This window comes from Bacillus sp. FJAT-26390, assembly GCF_001682865.1.
In the GTDB taxonomy this organism is placed as follows: Bacteria; Bacillota; Bacilli; order Paenibacillales; family Paenibacillaceae; genus Pristimantibacillus.
Map to the genome: position 1 here is coordinate 469,650 of NZ_MAQX01000034.1, position 15,083 is coordinate 484,732.

The window sequence follows — 15,083 nt, forward strand, 5'->3', positions numbered from 1 at the left end:
TGCTTGGCCTTGGCTTAACATAGATCGATCGTTAGTTGCTTGTAATTTTTAGATTGTCCAAATGAATATACTCGCCGTCTCCTTGCCCACTGTCGGACTGCTCCAGAAGAATCGTAACCGCCTTACCGGCAAACGCGCTCAAATCAACGGTCTTGGCCGTCCACTCCCCGGTTTTGATCGTCTCCCACGGCGCCAAGGTCGTAATCGACTGATCCTCCTGAATAATCTCAATTTGAAAATCCCCGTCGTGATCCGAGCTCTTCGACTTGATGTCGAAGCTCATCGTCACCTTGCCTGTCGGCAATAAGAGCTTCTTATAGAAATAACCATTCGGCTTCAGATCCTTTTTGCCAAGGTCGGATCCGTCCATCTGCAAAAACCCGTTGCCGTCTTGCTCGAACCAGCCCGCCTTATCGTATTCTTTGCCGGCATCGACCGCTTCCCAGCCTTCCGAGTCCTTATCAAAGGTATATATATACTTCGTATCGGCTGCCATATTAGCGACCTCGTCCAAATCAATGATTCCCTCGTCTAATTTCTTCTTCACAGCGGAATAATCAAAGGAGGTCACATCGTCCAGCTCGCTTACATTTTCCTGCTTCACATTTTTTTTAATCAGCTCCATGAACTCATCAGGCGTTACGACAACGACATCTGGGCCAAGATTAGCCGTGATGTCCAAGACGTCCTGATAGTTGTGGGACCACGGATGCACATTAACCATGGTGTAGCCCTCTATTACGCTAGGGTCTTTTTTGTAGCTGTTCAAACGTACGGCCATCTCTAGCGGCTCCGTCTCCCAAAGCGTTTCACGCGCTGCTATAAACGGCTTTCCGTTCGACCAAGAGAGCGCTCCTTTTCCATCTCCGTATTTGTAGCCCATGAAGTAGAATCCGCCTTCGATCTGATCCTGAGCGGCATATTGGTCAATCACGTCTTGTGAGATTTCATTATCAAGAATCGAGACATATTTCAAATCAGCTCTCTTCATGAAAGCGTTGGTATCCTTCATAAATCTTTTCAATGTCTCTTCGGGATAGAGCGACGGGTTGATGTAGCCGATGCCGGATACGGCAGCTACAAAATAATCATTCTCCGTCGCCTTCTCATAGCTGTATTTCATAAGGTTCGGTGCAAGATCCGCTAAGCTCGGCGCAATTGACCAGCCAAACGGAACCTTCCCCTTGTCCTTATGGCCTTGCATCTTGGAAGCGAGCGGCGCTCCGTTCACATACCATTGCACATTATCGCCATCGCTCATAATGAAAGTAACGTAGTGAACCTTCTCGCCGTCTCTTGCGTTCTTCTTTGTTTTTTTCTGCTTCAATTGCTCGCGCGGAAGCGCTGAGAAGACCGACAGATTATGCGCATGGTCTGATGCGATCGTCATTTTGCCCAGACGAGAAGCCGTATCGACGCCAGACAGCTCATCCGAATGCCATCCCATAATGGCACTGTTCGGATTCGTCCAATCGAACGCTTCCTTCATTTCCGCGAGGCTGGCATCGTACATGTATAAACCTTTTACCGCAGCCCCGTAATCCCGAAGGGAGTTCAAGCTGTACGCCTGTTTGAATATAAAATCTTTATTCAGCTTGTCCCCATATTCGGTTAAAGCCCACATTTCATCCTTGTCGCTTACATCAAGCTTCTGGACTAGCCCGTGCTGGACAGCTGCATCCGCAAGCGACTCTTCCACCGCCACATACTTCATCGCGCCACTGACCGTAGAGGCTGCATTGACAGTAGAAGTATTGCTTCTTTTGAACTGCACGAATCCATTTTCATTTAGCTTGCCTTTGAATTTGTCCACGAGATCCCAGACAGACTGAACATACTCGTAGGTAATGCCATAGCTTGCTTTCATATCTTCCAGCCATACGGTATATGCGTTGCCGTTGTCGATATAGATTTCCGCTTGCTCCTGCGCCACGATGCCTTGAAGCGTTTCGGCAAGCACCCACTCTTCTTCTTTAAGATCATCGCCCTTAATGACATAAAGATGCTTGGCTATCGTTAATTGAGGAAATATGGATTCCGATTCCGAAGCTGTCTTCTGGCAGCCTGACAAAATGATCATTGCTGCCAGCAATAAGGCTATTGCGCTCGAGGCTCTCTTCCTTGTTTTGGTCATAGCAAACTCTCCTTCATGCAGCTGCTGAGCGAGAATGGCAGCTGCTCTTCGGCATACTCTTTATTTGCAGGGCGGTCCGTCATTACAAATCGGATCGTACCGCCGGCCATAATCGTCTCATGAGGAATTGACAAGCCATCCTGAAGCTCGTCGTTCACGTAAATGGCATGAACGTAAACATTTTCCGTACTGTTATTTTCCGATTCGATGGTAAGCTGCACACCGCTCTCCAAAGTCAGCACCGCTTTTTTGAATAGCGGACTGCCCCATACATATTCCGGCGTTCCCGGAGATAACGGATAGATGCCGAGTGCTCCAAAAATGTACCAAGCGCTCATGCTTCCATTGTCTTCATCGCCAGGCAGACCGTCTGGATGCGAGCTGAACAATTCCTCCATCGTTTTTCTTACCCAATACTGCGTTTCCGACGGATAACCGATGGCTGTAAATAGGTAAGGAATGTGAAAGCTTGGCTGGTTGCTGATCGCGAATTGTCCAAAATCAACAGCGGCCATCTCCGACATTTCGTGAATCTCAAAAGAGTACGAACCGATACGGAAGTGCGGCGGCGTCGCAAACAGCTCGAGCAAACGGTTATACATCTTCTCTCTTCCGCCCATAAGCTTAGCGAGCCCCAGCAAGTCATGCTGCACCGCCCAGCTTGTCTGCCACGGGCCGCCTTCGCAATAATCGCCGCCCCAAGCGAAGGGATCGAACTCGTCCTCCCTGCTTCCGTCTGCCTTTAGCCCGCGCATAAAGCCGGCCTGCGGATCGTAAAGCCGAGCATAATTTTTAGATCGTTCCAGCATTTGCCGGCTCTCCTCCTGCTTCCCTAACCCTTCAGCAAGCTGGGCGATACAGAAATCGCCATAATAATAATCGAGTGCGTTGCTTACGCTTTCGTGGTACTTGTCGCTTGGCATAAATCCATATTTCACATAATCGGCCAAACCTTTGCGCCCAATGCCTTCTTTCCCGGAATCCACGGTTGCATGCTTTATCAAGCCTTCATAGGCGGCCTCAACGTCGAAGCCGCGAACGCCTTTGACATAAGCGTCTGCAAATACCGCATCGATCAGCGTGCCAGGCATTAAGCTTCTCTCCCCTGGCGACACCCACTTCGGCATCCAGCCGCCTTCCTTATACACGTTCACCCAAGCTTGCAGCATTTCGCTTACGAGCGTTGGCGAGAGAATCGAGAGCAGCGGATACTCCGTACGAAACGTATCCCAGAAGCCATTGTCCGAATACATAGGGCCTGACTCTACATTGCCGCTGAATGCGCTGTAGTGGACTTGATCGCCATTATCGTCATACTCATACCAAACCCTCGGGAACAACGAGGTGCGATACAGGCTCGTATAAAACGTTTTTAGTTTTTCGTCGTCCTTGTCCTCAACTTGGATTTTGCCGAGCGTAGTCTCCCACTCTTCAGCCGCTTCAGTTCTAACCTCATCAAAGCTGCGTTCGCCGATCTCATTTTTCATATTAAGAAGAGCCTGCTCGACGCTGATAAACGAAGTCGCGACCCTTGCCTGCACATAGCCCGTTTCCGGAACTTCCAAACCGACATACGCGCCGACACGGTTACCGCTCGCAGCCATAGAATCATTTTGAGCAAATTCCTTATCGAATGTTCCGCTTTGCCCGTCATTAATATCGCAATCGAATGAAATAGCAAAGTACTGGGCAAAATTTTCCGGTACGAGATTTTCGCTGTTCGCTCTGGTGAAGCCCGTCACAAGGCGGGCAGCCGAGTTGATCTGAATGGAAGACTCTCCCTCAAATGGCGATACGAGAAACCGAGCGCCGTCCCGCTCCTCGAAGCGGATTCGAATGACGGCGCAGCGTACGGTTGGCGCAAGCTCCAGCGTCGCTCTGTAGCGAAGGAGCCGGACCCGGTAATAATCGGGCTTGATGATTGTTTCCTCAGGCCTGAAAGAAGACGCCCAATCAAATGGGGACAAATATAACGGACCTGCTTGGGGCATTAGCAGCAAATGTCCATAATCAGCCATCCATGGGCTTGGCTGATGAGTAAGGCGGATGCCTTGCAGGCTGCGGTGGGAAGGATGGAAAAACCATCTTTCGCCCGCCTCATCCGTCTGCGGACTCCATGATGCCATGCCGAACGGACGTGTAATGAGGGGCAGCGTATTGCCATTTGAGAATTTCATGACGGATGCGGTACCTTGCAGCGGATTAACGAAATCCAAAAGTTTCATTTGATCTAGTCTCCCTTATTCGTGATAGCGCGTTAGCGGGTCAGCTTCTCCGCTTTGTCTTGCGCTTCGTTCAACAGCTTATCGATCGGCTCTTCCGTCATGAACGTCTTAGCCACCGCTTCCTGAAAGGCCTGCCATACTTTGGAGCTGGCTTTGTCAAATGTCGGCAGCCCTTGCACGTTTTCCTTCAACCCCTGATAAACCTGGTAGAGCTCAGGATGCTCGGTACGATAGCCTTCGCTTTCACCGATATCTTTGCGTATAACGGGACGAATGTTGAATTTTTTGACGATTTCCTGCGATGCCGGGCTGATTGCCGCTTGAATGTACTTGAACGCATTTTCCTTATTCTTCGAGTAAGCCGGAACCGATAGGAACGCTGCTCCGATCGTCAGATTCCCTACTTTGCCGCCCTCAGGAATCGGCAGCGGCGCAATGCCGCAATCCATCTTCAAATCCTTGCAAATTTGAGCCCGCCAAGGCCCGTCCACCGCGAAAGCCAATTGCCCTTTCTGAAATCCATCCCAGAACGGAGCTTCCGCATTCGATACCAATGCGCCTTTGTTGTTGTATTTGGCCAGCTCGCGAATAAGCTCGAAGGCCGCAGCATTGCTCGGCTGGTTGAACGCCGCTTTGTTCTCTCCGTCTACGAATCCGCCGCCGCTTACCATTAACAATGAGCCGAACCGCAGCACGCCTCCGAAATTCGGACCCGCATAGACGCCTCCTGCAAAAAACTTCCCTTTACCCGCTTCGGCGATTTGTTTGGACATCTGGGTCCATTCGCTCCAAGTAGCAGGAGGCTTCTCCGGATCCAGGCCGGCCTGCCGGAAAAGCTCCTTGTTCCAATACAAATTGCTGACTCCCGGCTGCACCGCAACGCCGTATATTTTGCCGTCAACCTCCATTGGCTTCCAAGCGCCTTCTACGATGTTTTCGCGAATTTCTTGATCAAGCCACTCCGGGAAAGGCTCGAATACCCCTTGAGCCGCAAACCCCGGTGACTGCGTCTCGCCGATCATAATATCCGGCCCTTGGTCAGAGAGGATGGCAGTGGATTGCTTCTGGATCAATGGCTCTGCCCAGCCCCAATCTTCATATCTGAGAGCAACGCCTTGCTTCTTCATCTCTTCATTGATAGTTGAGGTCCATTCATATTGAAATTTACCGTCATTTCCGTACTCGGTTGTCAGCATATCGTTCTTTCTGCGTGCTACAACTTCATCTCCGCTGCCTGTTCCTAGATTAATTGCTCCGTCGGCAAGTACGACAAGCGGACTATTGCCAGCTTCAGAAGCTCCATCGGTCTCGGCCGCCTCCTTGCCGCTGCCTTTAGATGACGAGCATGCAGCCGTACCGAGAACAGCCATAATAACGAGCAAGACAAGCAGCATTTTTGTTTTGCATATTTTTTTCAAGTTAGTCAACCTCCGCGTATGTCTGTCAAAAGCAGTTATCAGCCTTTCAGCCCGCTGTTCGCAAGCCCTTCCACCATGTACCGTTGAAAGAAAAAGAATAAGAGCAGAGCAGGCAGCGTGACGCCAAGGCCCAGCGTAATGATGAGCGGATAATCAGGAATGCTCATCGGGTTCGAGGCGATAGAGCTGAGCCTCGTAATCGCGGCAGGCAAGGTCTGGAGACTTTCGCTGCTCGTGAAGAAGAATGGCGTCGACCAATCATTCCAGGTTCCAATTGCCGTCGTAATCGCAATAAATGCCAAGATCGGCTTTTGAAGCGGCAGCACCAGTCCAAAGATAATTCGAACCAAGCTCGCCCCATCCACTCTGGCTGCCTCCTCCAGCTCATAAGGCAGCTTCTCGAGCGATTGCTTCATTAGGAAGGTTCCCATAATGTTGATGGCTGGACCGCCGATTACGTACACCCAGAACGAATCCAAGATGCCTTGCCCGCCGAAAAATACGTCGTTTCCTCCGGCATAAGGCCATCTTGCGTACTGAATAAAGGTAGGAATCAGGCCCACGACACCCGGAATCATTTGCGATGCCAGCAAAGCAAGGAAAAGCGTTTCCCGTCCAGCAAATTTCAATCTTGCAAACACATATCCCGCAAGCAATGATGTCAGGCAAGCCCAGACTACGTTATAGCCGGTTCGAAGGAGCGAGTTGGCGAAATAGGTTTGTACATTGCTGTCTGCAGACCCGAACAAGAGCGTCGCATAATTTTTAAACGTCATTTCTTCCGGCAATGGGAACAGACCGATTACGGTCGACGCATATTCCTCCTTCGTCATGAAACCGACCAATACGATAAACAGAATCGGATACAGAAGAACCAAACCGCCAAGCAGCAAGGACGCATGTCCTAACAGATAAAGCGGCTTTCGCCGTTTAGGCGACATCATATGGCTCATCCTCTCTCCCTCCTTTTGCGGCTCGTTCTCTCGTTCTCGGTCATCATTCGGAAATAAATGACGGTGAACAGGAAGACGACCCCGGCAAGTATGACGGATGAAGCGCCCGCCATCCCTAAATTAAAGTCCCAGAAAGCGTCCCTAAGAATCCGGAAAACAAGAACCTCCGTCGTGCCGTAAGGACCGCCGCCCGTTATGAACATGACTTGTTCATAAATTTGAACGGCTCCGATAAAGCCGGTGATCATCACATATGTCGTAATTGGCTTCAAGCCTGGCATCGTCACATGCAGAAATCGCTTCCAAGCATTTGCGCCGTCCATCTGCGCCGCTTCGTACAGCTGCCTATCGATCGACTGCAGCCCAGCCAGCCATAATAGCGCCGTGCCTCCAATGCCTTTCCATACCGTATACACGATAATCCAGAACACGCCCCAGAATGTGGAATATCCCCACAAAATCGGCTGAAGCCCCATGCTGACCAGCACGTTATTGATGACGCCATTGCTCGGATCAAGAAAAATGTTGAATACCTGGGTTGTAGCTACCGTGGAAGTAACGACAGGAACATACCAAATGGTCCGGTAAATGCCTCTGCCCCTTAAAGGCAAATTCATTAGCAGCGCAGCGCCAAACCCGAATAGGATGGTTAAGCCCGTTCCAAGCATGCCCATCCATACGGCCCGGAACAGCGATTCATAATAGATTGGGTCAGTGAAAAACTGTACGTAGTTTCCGAGCCCGATGAACTCAGGCTTAGCCGTGAGCCCAACCCAGTCAAAGAAGCCGAGCAAGAAGCCAAACAGTGTCGGAACGCCGCCAATGACAAACCACCATAGCACGAGCGGTCCCAAAATAAGCAGAGCGGCGATCGGATCTCTCTTGCGCCTTCGAAATTGGCGCAGCTTCGTTTTAAAACTGACTTTGTTATCCGAAGCGAATAATTGCGGTCTAGAGGATGAAATCAATAGAAGATGCCTCCGTTCTTTGTAGTTCTATGTTTATTATATTTAATATTGCAAATATGTCAATATAGCTCTATGTCATTAAACCATACAAAAAAACTGCAGCCAAGCGGCTGCAGTTTTCGTTAATTGAAGTCTTTTATTATTTCGATGTCCGTGTTGCCGTCATTATTTTACACTTACAAAAATCGGGTTGGAATAGAACCACAGATCTTTGTAGTTTCTTTTGTTGATTTCGACAAACCGAGCCTCGTTATCCTCGATATCCGTCTTTTCATCCATCAACGGCTCTCCGTTCAGTGTTTCCCCAGGCACATTAACGCCCAAATTAGTACCTCTAAGCCGGAAGTATTGATTTTTGTCGGAAGCTTTTACTTTGAACGTAATGACATTGTAACCGTCTTTCGTCGTTATCCACTCTTTGCTCGTAAAACGCTTGAGTACCTTGGTCGAATCGTTTGTTTCCTTGTTGTACGCAGCAGTACCCGGCTGCGCTTTTCCTGTCACATCGCCTGAGATGAGATCCACGTGATCGACTTTAACGGCATCGCCATTGTTATTTTTTTTCGGGCTTTTAAATTTAATCGTTACGGTGAGCTGCTCGTTCTTTTTCACTTTCAGCTCCCCGCCCATTTCCGCCTTGTTGTTCCCCTTCGTAATATTGAAATCAAGGGCATTGATCAAATCGCCGAATACGGAGAACGATTTGCCCGAACGCATGCCGTTCAGAACAGCAAGCGAGTCGCTGCCATTGACCCACGTATAGTTTTTCGAATATTCGCCCGGACGGTATCCGCTGGAATAAAGGCGATTGTCGCTAATGAAGAAATGAGTATCCGAATTGGCAAAATTCCAGAACCGGCGCCCTTCTCCGAGAAGCGCATCCCAAGCGCCGCCTTTTTGAGCCAGCATGTAGTCCGCACCGCCGTATGTCCGGTTCTTCGGCGTTGCTAAATTGAGGCCTCCGCGGTCAGGCTCCATTTGATTGCCGACCATGCCTTCAAAGCCGAAAGCAACCGTCGGAGCGATATTGTTGAAATCGCGGAAATCCGATATTGTGTATACCGTTTTTCTCGATGGGTGATTGAACATTGCAAAGCTGGTTTTCTTGTAATTGGTCTCCAGCCAATTCAATGCTGTACGCGCATCTTCGCGCGTAGAAAAAGCCCGGCTGTCCTTAGATGTCCATTCGGCTGCATCGGCCGGATCAAAATACTTCTCTTCGCGGTTCGTGAACAAATACTCGAACTGACTTGCCGCTTTCAAGCTCTGCTCGGAGCCCGGCTTGTCCGTAATAATTCCAATCCCAACATGCTCATAGGTCGGCATATCCCACTCAAAGCCGGAGAAAATGATTTTGCCCGGGTATTTGCCAGCCTGTTGAAGCTGCTTGATTTTTGGAACCTGATATTCCAGCATCCCTTGCGAGAACGGGATTGATCCATTCGGCAGCGGTTGCCCGTTGTCATCTCTCGATTCCATTCGCAGATGATCCGCAAACCCCATCCAATCGAGGCCGTAATTCTCAAACCCTTGATCCAGCAAGTAGGTCAATGAATGCTGCGCGTCATCGGATTGATAAGTATGCACATGATATTCACCGGTTAACCATTTGCCGTTTTTAACGGCTTCTTTTTGGTCCGTTGAAGCAGAAGCGCCTTGCGCTGCAATCGTTGCAGCAAGCGTCAGCCCAAGTATTACGGATACACGTTTCTTTGACATCATGAACCCCTCCAGCATATATTAAGATTTAGTAAACGCTTACAGTATAAAACGATTTTCTGTTTTTGACAATGATATATTTAATATAGATAATATTAATATTTCTCATCATAACTAAATGCCATTTTTATTGCGATAAATACGAACGCAACGCAAAAAAACCTAACCTAGCTCGGTCAGGTCCAAAATGAATTGCCTATGCTGCATTCAGATATATTGCAATGACTGCTATTCGTTAATCGCTGCGGTTGTTTGCTTGATAACAAGCTTAGGTTCCAATACTGTCCTTATATTTTGAGTCGAAAGCAGCCTGCCCTTCAAAATTTGTAAAATCAGCGCTCCCGCCTTCAAGCCCATATCGCTTTCCGATTGGTCAATATGTGTAAACAGGCTGAGATCCTCCATCATTGGGCTAGGATTATCGAACGTTACGATAGACAGCTCTTCTGGTACCTTAATGCCAGCCCGTTTGGCGATCGACCAAATTTTGAAGCCCAAGTTCCCGTTCAAAGCAATAAACGCGGTAGCTACGCGGTTCTTAATATAACGAAACAATGGATGCTCCGGGTCAAGCATATCCATATCGGAGTCAAAATCCGTTAGGAGCATAGCCGGGTTTATCATCGCTCCACGCTCCCTTAGAGCCTGCATGTAGCCGTTGATCCGATCGTCAACAGATACAGTAGGAACCGGCGAATCCGAACAAATTGCGATTTCTCGATGCCCTAGGCTCCATAGGTGATCAACCGCTAGCTTGGCCGCTAGCAGACTGTCTGAGTATACGGCATTCGTCTCTACGCCTGGAAGATAGCGATCAATAAGCACAAAGGGATATTCCGACATTTTGAGCGCTATAATTTCCTCGTTATAGATCTCTGCATCAACAGGAAAGATGATCAAGCCCTCGACTTTGCTTTTTAAATCGCGGATAATTTCCTTCTCTCGTTCCTTGGAGTTAAAGCTGAACATCATCACCAGCGAATATTCGCTATCCTCCAGCGCGTCTGTAATTCCCCGTATGAGCCGAATCGCAAAATAATCGTCTACAAAAGGAAAAATGAGACCAATCTTAGGTCGTTCCGCTTTAATCGAGCTGTCCAAAACAGGAGCAGAAGCAGCTCTCTCTGGCGTGATTTCCTGCTCAGGCACCCCTTTAACGAAGGTTCCCCTGCCGGGTATTCGGTAAATCCAGCCTTCCCTCGCGAGCTCGTTCAGCGCATTCGCTACCGTAATCCGGCTCACTTTGAATTGCTCGATCATTTCTTTCTCCGTCGGAATTTTTTCATCTTCCTTCAACTGCCTCGTGCTGATGAGTTCTTTAAAATAGTTCTGAATTTGTATGTAAAGAGGTTCTCTATCTACGCTCATCTTCCCAAGCCTCCAAGGCTAAATTTAAAGTTTACTATAATGATTATATATAAATATAACATAGCATTAATAAATGTGCGAAGTAACCTTAATATTAACAATTGAAGCAAAGCTCCGCCGCTCTACATAACATAAGAGAAAAAGGAGTGGAGCCCTTATGCCCGACTACCGCATTATCGTCGATCTTTCCGATCGTCAGCTGTATTTGCTGGATAGCGACATCGTTACGCAAGCCTATCCCGTTGGCATTGGCAAAATGCTCACCCAAACGCCTGTCGGCGAATATACGATCATCAACAAGCAGCCTAACCCCGGCGGTCCGTTCGGCGCTTTCTGGATGGGACTCTCGAAGCCTCATTACGGCATACATGGCACTAACGACCCTTCGTCTATCGGTCATATCGTTTCACATGGCTGTATCCGAATGTATAACGACGACGTCCTCGCGCTGTCCAGAATCGTCCCCCTCAACACGCGTGTAACAATCAGGCCATAAGCTTCCGCATCCTCCAAAAAAAAGCCGTGCCCTTATGTTAAACTAATAGAGCGCAACTACTTTTTAGCGAGGATGTGCTTGAGGTGTCTTACATCCATACCGTTAACTTGCGGGATGTCCCGCTTTATTTTGCATATAAACGCACAAGCAAGGAGCCCGATCACTATCAAGGGACCTTTCATGCCCATCAAGGAGTCGAAATATTGATCGTCCATGAAGGCAAAGTCACGCTCATCATCGAGCAAAAAAGCTATTCGCTCTCTCCTGGGATGCTATGCATATTTCAGCCCTATCAGCTGCATCACGTTCAGGTGGAACTGAGCGCCGAGACGCCCTTTATTCGCTCCATCGTTCATTTTGAGCCAAGCTTATACGAAAGCTATTTTGACAAATGGCCTATGTTGCAAGCTTTTTATAAGCGTATTCATACGGGTGTTTTACCTGAGCCTTGCTTGTATCATACGGGAGATGCAGAGCTGCTGCACAGCTTGCTGAGAAGCTGGGAGCAGACTCTGCCGCAGTTAGCCAAAGGCGATTATTTCGAGGAGTTTTCTTTATTTCTCGTAGGTTTCCTGAGAACGTTCAAGCAGCTATGGGAGCAGCAGCCGGCACCGCCCCATAGTGGAAATGCATCGCGCAAGCCCCATCAGGCGGAACTTATGCTGGAATGGCTGGATAAGCATTACAAGGAGCCGCTTCGGCTGGAGCATATGGCAAGCGAGCTTCATCTCTCCCCCTACCACCTCTCCCATCTGTTCAAGGCTTGTACGGGGAGCAGCATTTCCGACTACGTTACCGCCAAAAAAATGCAGCAAGCGATTATGCTCCTAACCGCCTCCGAGCAGTCGATTGCCCGAATTGGCGAGGAGGTCGGCATTACGAATAGCTCTTATTTTTGCAAAATGTTCAAAGCGCAAATGGGCATCACGCCGCATCAATACCGCAAGCAGTTCCATCGCAAGCTGTACCCGCTGCCGCGCTAAAAAGCTTTATTTGTAGTCGCTTCCCGTCGTAATCTTCAGGTCGGCGAAGCTTGCCACCGAGGTTTTTTTCTCATAAAAATGAGTCGCATTCGCCTGCATGCCGCTTCGCGTATAATACGGATCATCCTTTTGTATCGGAAATTTCACAAGCAATCCCGTACTGGCTGCCTTATAGATCCCGATGATAACCTCCAGCGTCTGGCGGCCGCTTAATCCATCTATAAGCACAGGACCGCCGCCCTCAATGGCAGTGAGCACATTATCGATTTGACCGGCGTGCCCCTCATAGACGACCTCTGGCAACGCCTCATAGCAGCGCTGAAGCTCCGCCTCCAGCTCATGATTGTCCTCCGGGAAGCCGTTAGTCAGCGCCGTAGACGCCTTCACCTGCCATGGGGCGGAGACACGAGCTCTCGTCCCTTGAAAAATCAGCTGCTGCTCCTGCCCATGATGCACGGTTGAGCTTGTCACCTGCGCGAGCGCACCGCTCTTATAGCGAAAAATGCCAACCGATAAATCCTCGACCTCGGCATTGTCATGGGACGTATTGGTCATGAACGCCTGCACGTCGGCCGGCTGCCCCATCATCCACAACCAAGCATCGATATGATGAACCGCATGGTTCAGCGTGCAGCCTCCGCCTTCCTTCTCCCATGTTCCTCTCCACCATAAGTCATAGTAGCAGTGGCCGCGCCACCAGAGGGAGTCGACCTGGGCATGTACAATATCCCCCATCAGGCCGCTCTCCAGTATCGACTTCAGTCTCATCATAGGCGTCTTGAAGCGGTTCTGAGCGACAACTGACAATAGCTTTCCGCTCCTACTAGCCGCTTCGTTCATCAGGTCGCACTCCTCTAAGGAGGAAGCCATAGGCTTCTCTACGAGCACATGCACGCCAGCCTCTAGAAATGCGACAGCAAGCTCCGCATGCGTGTAAGGCGGCGTACAAATCGATACAAGGTCGATATCCTGCCCTAGCAGCTCCGTATAGTCTGAAACCGCTTTGGCTTCCAACTGATGCTGCCGGATGCGAGCCTCCGCCTTCTCGGCATAAATATCGCTGATCGCCACCACCTGGCAGCGCTCCGGGAACTTTAAATACGTTTCAATATGAGCAGTCGAAATCGCACCTGCACCTATAATCGCAACTTTTAGCATAATGGAATCCCCCTTAAGCATGTTGCAATCAGCTTACCAAGCATGCGATTTCAAATGTATGTTTACCTTGTGCGAAAATAACGCTACTTTGCGGTTTTCCGCGACGCATAAATAAAAAAAGCCCTTGCTTCCGCAAGGACTTGAATGTATTTGATATGGTGCGGTAGACAGGATTTGAACCTGCACGTCCATGGGACACTACCCCCTCAAGATAGCGTGTCTGCCGTTCCACCACTACCGCACATTTTAAGTTTGAATGTCGTTCCTTCGCTCGCATTCCCTTAAACTAGCTAAGAAAATGGTGAGCCATGAAGGACTCGAACCTTCGACACCCTGATTAAAAGTCAGGTGCTCTACCAACTGAGCTAATGGCTCTCAATGTGACTGTATAGAGGCTCTCAAGAGCTGATACACTTTGAGGAAAATGGTGACCCGTAGGGGACTCGAACCCCTGTTACCTCCGTGAAAGGGAGGTGTCTTAACCACTTGACCAACGGGCCGTTTATAACTTGAAATCAAATGCTGTCTGAGACAACAAAAATGATTATATCAGCTATTTAGCTGAAGTACAAGCATTTTTTTCAAAAAATATTTGAGCGCGATTATTCAATCGTCTCCGCTTTAAACACGTTGTCCAACTTGTCTTCAGGAGTAAGTCTTTTCTTCAAAGGCACCTTAACATCTCTGCCCAATTCCTTGAAGAACGTCTCAACATCACATTCGATTTTGTCTACATAAACCGAAAGCGTGCCTTTTTCGATAATCGCTTCGTTGCCTTCAGCAGGCACCGTTACCTCAATGGAATATTTCTTCATTAACGTGTTGCTGTAACGGCCAAAAATCTCAAGCAATTCCTCGTTATTAAATTTCCCAATCGCCGCTTGTCCCTTGTTCGTAAAGTTTAAGTTTATTTTCATGTTTACAGCTCCTCATCTCTAATGATGCATCTGTTTGGACGGTTCGAGTAACTTATAACGAAAAAACCACTCTCTAGTCAGATTTTTATGATCTGAATATAAAGTGGCATCATCTATCAGAAAAGTGCGTTATGACACCTTCTAAGTTCACCTATATACATCGGCAAAGAGTAAGTTATGGTGCGGTAGACAGGATTTGAACCTGCACGTCCATGGGACACTACCCCCTCAAGATAGCGTGTCTGCCGTTCCACCACTACCGCACATTTATAAGTCGAACATCCTTCGCTCACATTCCCTCAAACTTGCTAAGAAAATGGTGAGCCATGAAGGACTCGAACCTTCGACACCCTGATTAAAAGTCAGGTGCTCTACCAACTGAGCTAATGGCTCTCGCTGTGAATGAATCGAGCTCCTTAGAGCTGGTACACTTTGAGGAAATTGGTGACCCGTAGGGGACTCGAACCCCTGTTACCTCCGTGAAAGGGAGGTGTCTTAACCACTTGACCAACGGGCCGTATGTGTCACATCAATAATAGCTTCTCACAATGTCGCAACCTTAAGCGGCAAATAAAAAAGACCGGATGAACGGTCTTCCCGTTACAGCACTTGTGAAAAAAATGTGGCGGAGAGAGAGGGATTCGAACCCTCGCACCACTTACGCAGTCTAACCCCTTAGCAGAGGGTCCCCTTGAGCCACTTGGGTATCTCTCCAAATCTGGCTCCCCGAACAGGACTCGAACC

At 48.8% G+C, this 15,083-nt stretch carries 11 protein-coding genes and 7 tRNA genes; 2 read left to right on the top strand and 16 right to left on the bottom strand.

Annotation, left to right across the window (positions count from 1 at the left end):
- Positions 1–31: 31 nt before the first annotated feature.
- The 7 genes from A7975_RS29110 to A7975_RS29140 all read right to left on the bottom strand — a co-directional run bounded on the left by A7975_RS29110 (position 32) and on the right by A7975_RS29140 (position 10,785).
- Positions 32–2,134, bottom strand: a complete 2,103-nt coding sequence (locus tag A7975_RS29110) for a GxGYxYP domain-containing protein (RefSeq protein ID WP_065387457.1) — start codon at positions 2,132–2,134, stop codon at positions 32–34.
- Complete coding sequence (locus A7975_RS29115; RefSeq protein ID WP_065387458.1) at positions 2,131–4,359, bottom strand: GH92 family glycosyl hydrolase; 2,229 nt, start codon at positions 4,357–4,359, stop codon at positions 2,131–2,133. The genes A7975_RS29110 and A7975_RS29115 overlap by 4 nt, the downstream gene beginning before the upstream one ends.
- 32 nt (positions 4,360–4,391) lie before the next feature.
- Positions 4,392–5,777 carry an extracellular solute-binding protein gene (locus A7975_RS29120; RefSeq protein WP_082198522.1) on the bottom strand — a complete coding sequence of 462 codons (1,386 nt, stop codon included), beginning with the start codon at positions 5,775–5,777 and terminating at the stop codon, positions 4,392–4,394.
- 38 nt (positions 5,778–5,815) lie between these two features.
- Positions 5,816–6,730 carry a carbohydrate ABC transporter permease gene (locus A7975_RS29125; RefSeq protein ID WP_065387459.1) on the bottom strand — a complete coding sequence of 305 codons (915 nt, stop codon included), beginning with the start codon at positions 6,728–6,730 and terminating at the stop codon, positions 5,816–5,818.
- Complete coding sequence (locus tag A7975_RS29130) at positions 6,727–7,698, bottom strand: carbohydrate ABC transporter permease (protein WP_065387460.1); 972 nt, start codon at positions 7,696–7,698, stop codon at positions 6,727–6,729. Before A7975_RS29130 ends, A7975_RS29125 begins: the two co-directional genes overlap by 4 nt.
- A 165-nt stretch (positions 7,699–7,863) precedes the next feature.
- Positions 7,864–9,420, bottom strand: a complete 1,557-nt coding sequence (locus A7975_RS29135; protein ID WP_065387461.1) for an S-layer protein — start codon at positions 9,418–9,420, stop codon at positions 7,864–7,866.
- A 225-nt stretch (positions 9,421–9,645) separates the two neighbouring features.
- Positions 9,646–10,785, bottom strand: coding sequence for a GntR family transcriptional regulator (locus A7975_RS29140; protein WP_053372189.1), 1,140 nt, complete (start codon positions 10,783–10,785; stop codon positions 9,646–9,648).
- Positions 10,786–10,942: 157 nt separating this feature from the next.
- Between A7975_RS29140 and A7975_RS29145 the strand changes: the two genes are divergently transcribed.
- Both A7975_RS29145 and A7975_RS29150 read left to right on the top strand, forming a co-directional pair.
- Positions 10,943–11,281 carry a L,D-transpeptidase gene (locus A7975_RS29145; protein ID WP_065387462.1) on the top strand — a complete coding sequence of 113 codons (339 nt, stop codon included), beginning with the start codon at positions 10,943–10,945 and terminating at the stop codon, positions 11,279–11,281.
- Positions 11,282–11,364: 83 nt separating this feature from the next.
- The gene (locus tag A7975_RS29150) at positions 11,365–12,264 is read left to right on the top strand and encodes an AraC family transcriptional regulator (protein WP_255314603.1); all 900 of its coding nucleotides are present in this window, start codon (positions 11,365–11,367) and stop codon (positions 12,262–12,264) included.
- 6 nt (positions 12,265–12,270) lie between these two features.
- Here the strand turns inward: A7975_RS29150 and A7975_RS29155 are convergent, their stop codons facing one another.
- The 9 genes from A7975_RS29155 to A7975_RS29195 all read right to left on the bottom strand — a co-directional run bounded on the left by A7975_RS29155 (position 12,271) and on the right by A7975_RS29195 (position 15,053).
- Entirely contained in the window at positions 12,271–13,422 is a 1,152-nt protein-coding gene (locus A7975_RS29155; protein ID WP_065387463.1) for a Gfo/Idh/MocA family protein, read from the bottom strand.
- A gap of 156 nt (positions 13,423–13,578) precedes the next feature.
- Positions 13,579–13,663 (bottom strand) — tRNA-Leu (locus tag A7975_RS29160).
- Positions 13,664–13,721: 58 nt separating this feature from the next.
- A tRNA-Lys gene (locus A7975_RS29165) sits at positions 13,722–13,797 on the bottom strand.
- Positions 13,798–13,847: 50 nt separating this feature from the next.
- Positions 13,848–13,922: transfer RNA gene (locus A7975_RS29170), tRNA-Glu, on the bottom strand.
- Positions 13,923–14,024: 102 nt separating this feature from the next.
- On the bottom strand, positions 14,025–14,339 hold the full coding sequence (locus tag A7975_RS29175) for a hypothetical protein (protein ID WP_053372193.1): 315 nt from the start codon (positions 14,337–14,339) through the stop codon (positions 14,025–14,027).
- Positions 14,340–14,517: 178 nt separating this feature from the next.
- Positions 14,518–14,602 (bottom strand) — tRNA-Leu (locus A7975_RS29180).
- A 54-nt stretch (positions 14,603–14,656) separates the two neighbouring features.
- Positions 14,657–14,732 (bottom strand) — tRNA-Lys (locus A7975_RS29185).
- A 49-nt stretch (positions 14,733–14,781) separates the two neighbouring features.
- Positions 14,782–14,856 (bottom strand) — tRNA-Glu (locus tag A7975_RS29190).
- Positions 14,857–14,962: 106 nt separating this feature from the next.
- A tRNA-Ser gene (locus A7975_RS29195) sits at positions 14,963–15,053 on the bottom strand.
- Between the last annotated feature and the right edge of the window lie 30 nt (positions 15,054–15,083).

Coding starts and splice junctions, on each gene's coding strand:
- A7975_RS29155 (WP_065387463.1), bottom strand. CDS start 13,422: ATGCTAAAAGTTGCGATTATAGGTGCAGGTGCGATTTCGACTGCTCAT.
- A7975_RS29110 (WP_065387457.1), bottom strand. CDS start 2,134: ATGACCAAAACAAGGAAGAGAGCCTCGAGCGCAATAGCCTTATTGCTG.
- A7975_RS29135 (WP_065387461.1), bottom strand. CDS start 9,420: ATGATGTCAAAGAAACGTGTATCCGTAATACTTGGGCTGACGCTTGCT.
- A7975_RS29145 (WP_065387462.1), top strand. CDS start 10,943: ATGCCCGACTACCGCATTATCGTCGATCTTTCCGATCGTCAGCTGTAT.
- A7975_RS29140 (WP_053372189.1), bottom strand. CDS start 10,785: ATGAGCGTAGATAGAGAACCTCTTTACATACAAATTCAGAACTATTTT.
- A7975_RS29125 (WP_065387459.1), bottom strand. CDS start 6,730: ATGAGCCATATGATGTCGCCTAAACGGCGAAAGCCGCTTTATCTGTTA.
- A7975_RS29115 (WP_065387458.1), bottom strand. CDS start 4,359: ATGAAACTTTTGGATTTCGTTAATCCGCTGCAAGGTACCGCATCCGTC.
- A7975_RS29175 (WP_053372193.1), bottom strand. CDS start 14,339: ATGAAAATAAACTTAAACTTTACGAACAAGGGACAAGCGGCGATTGGG.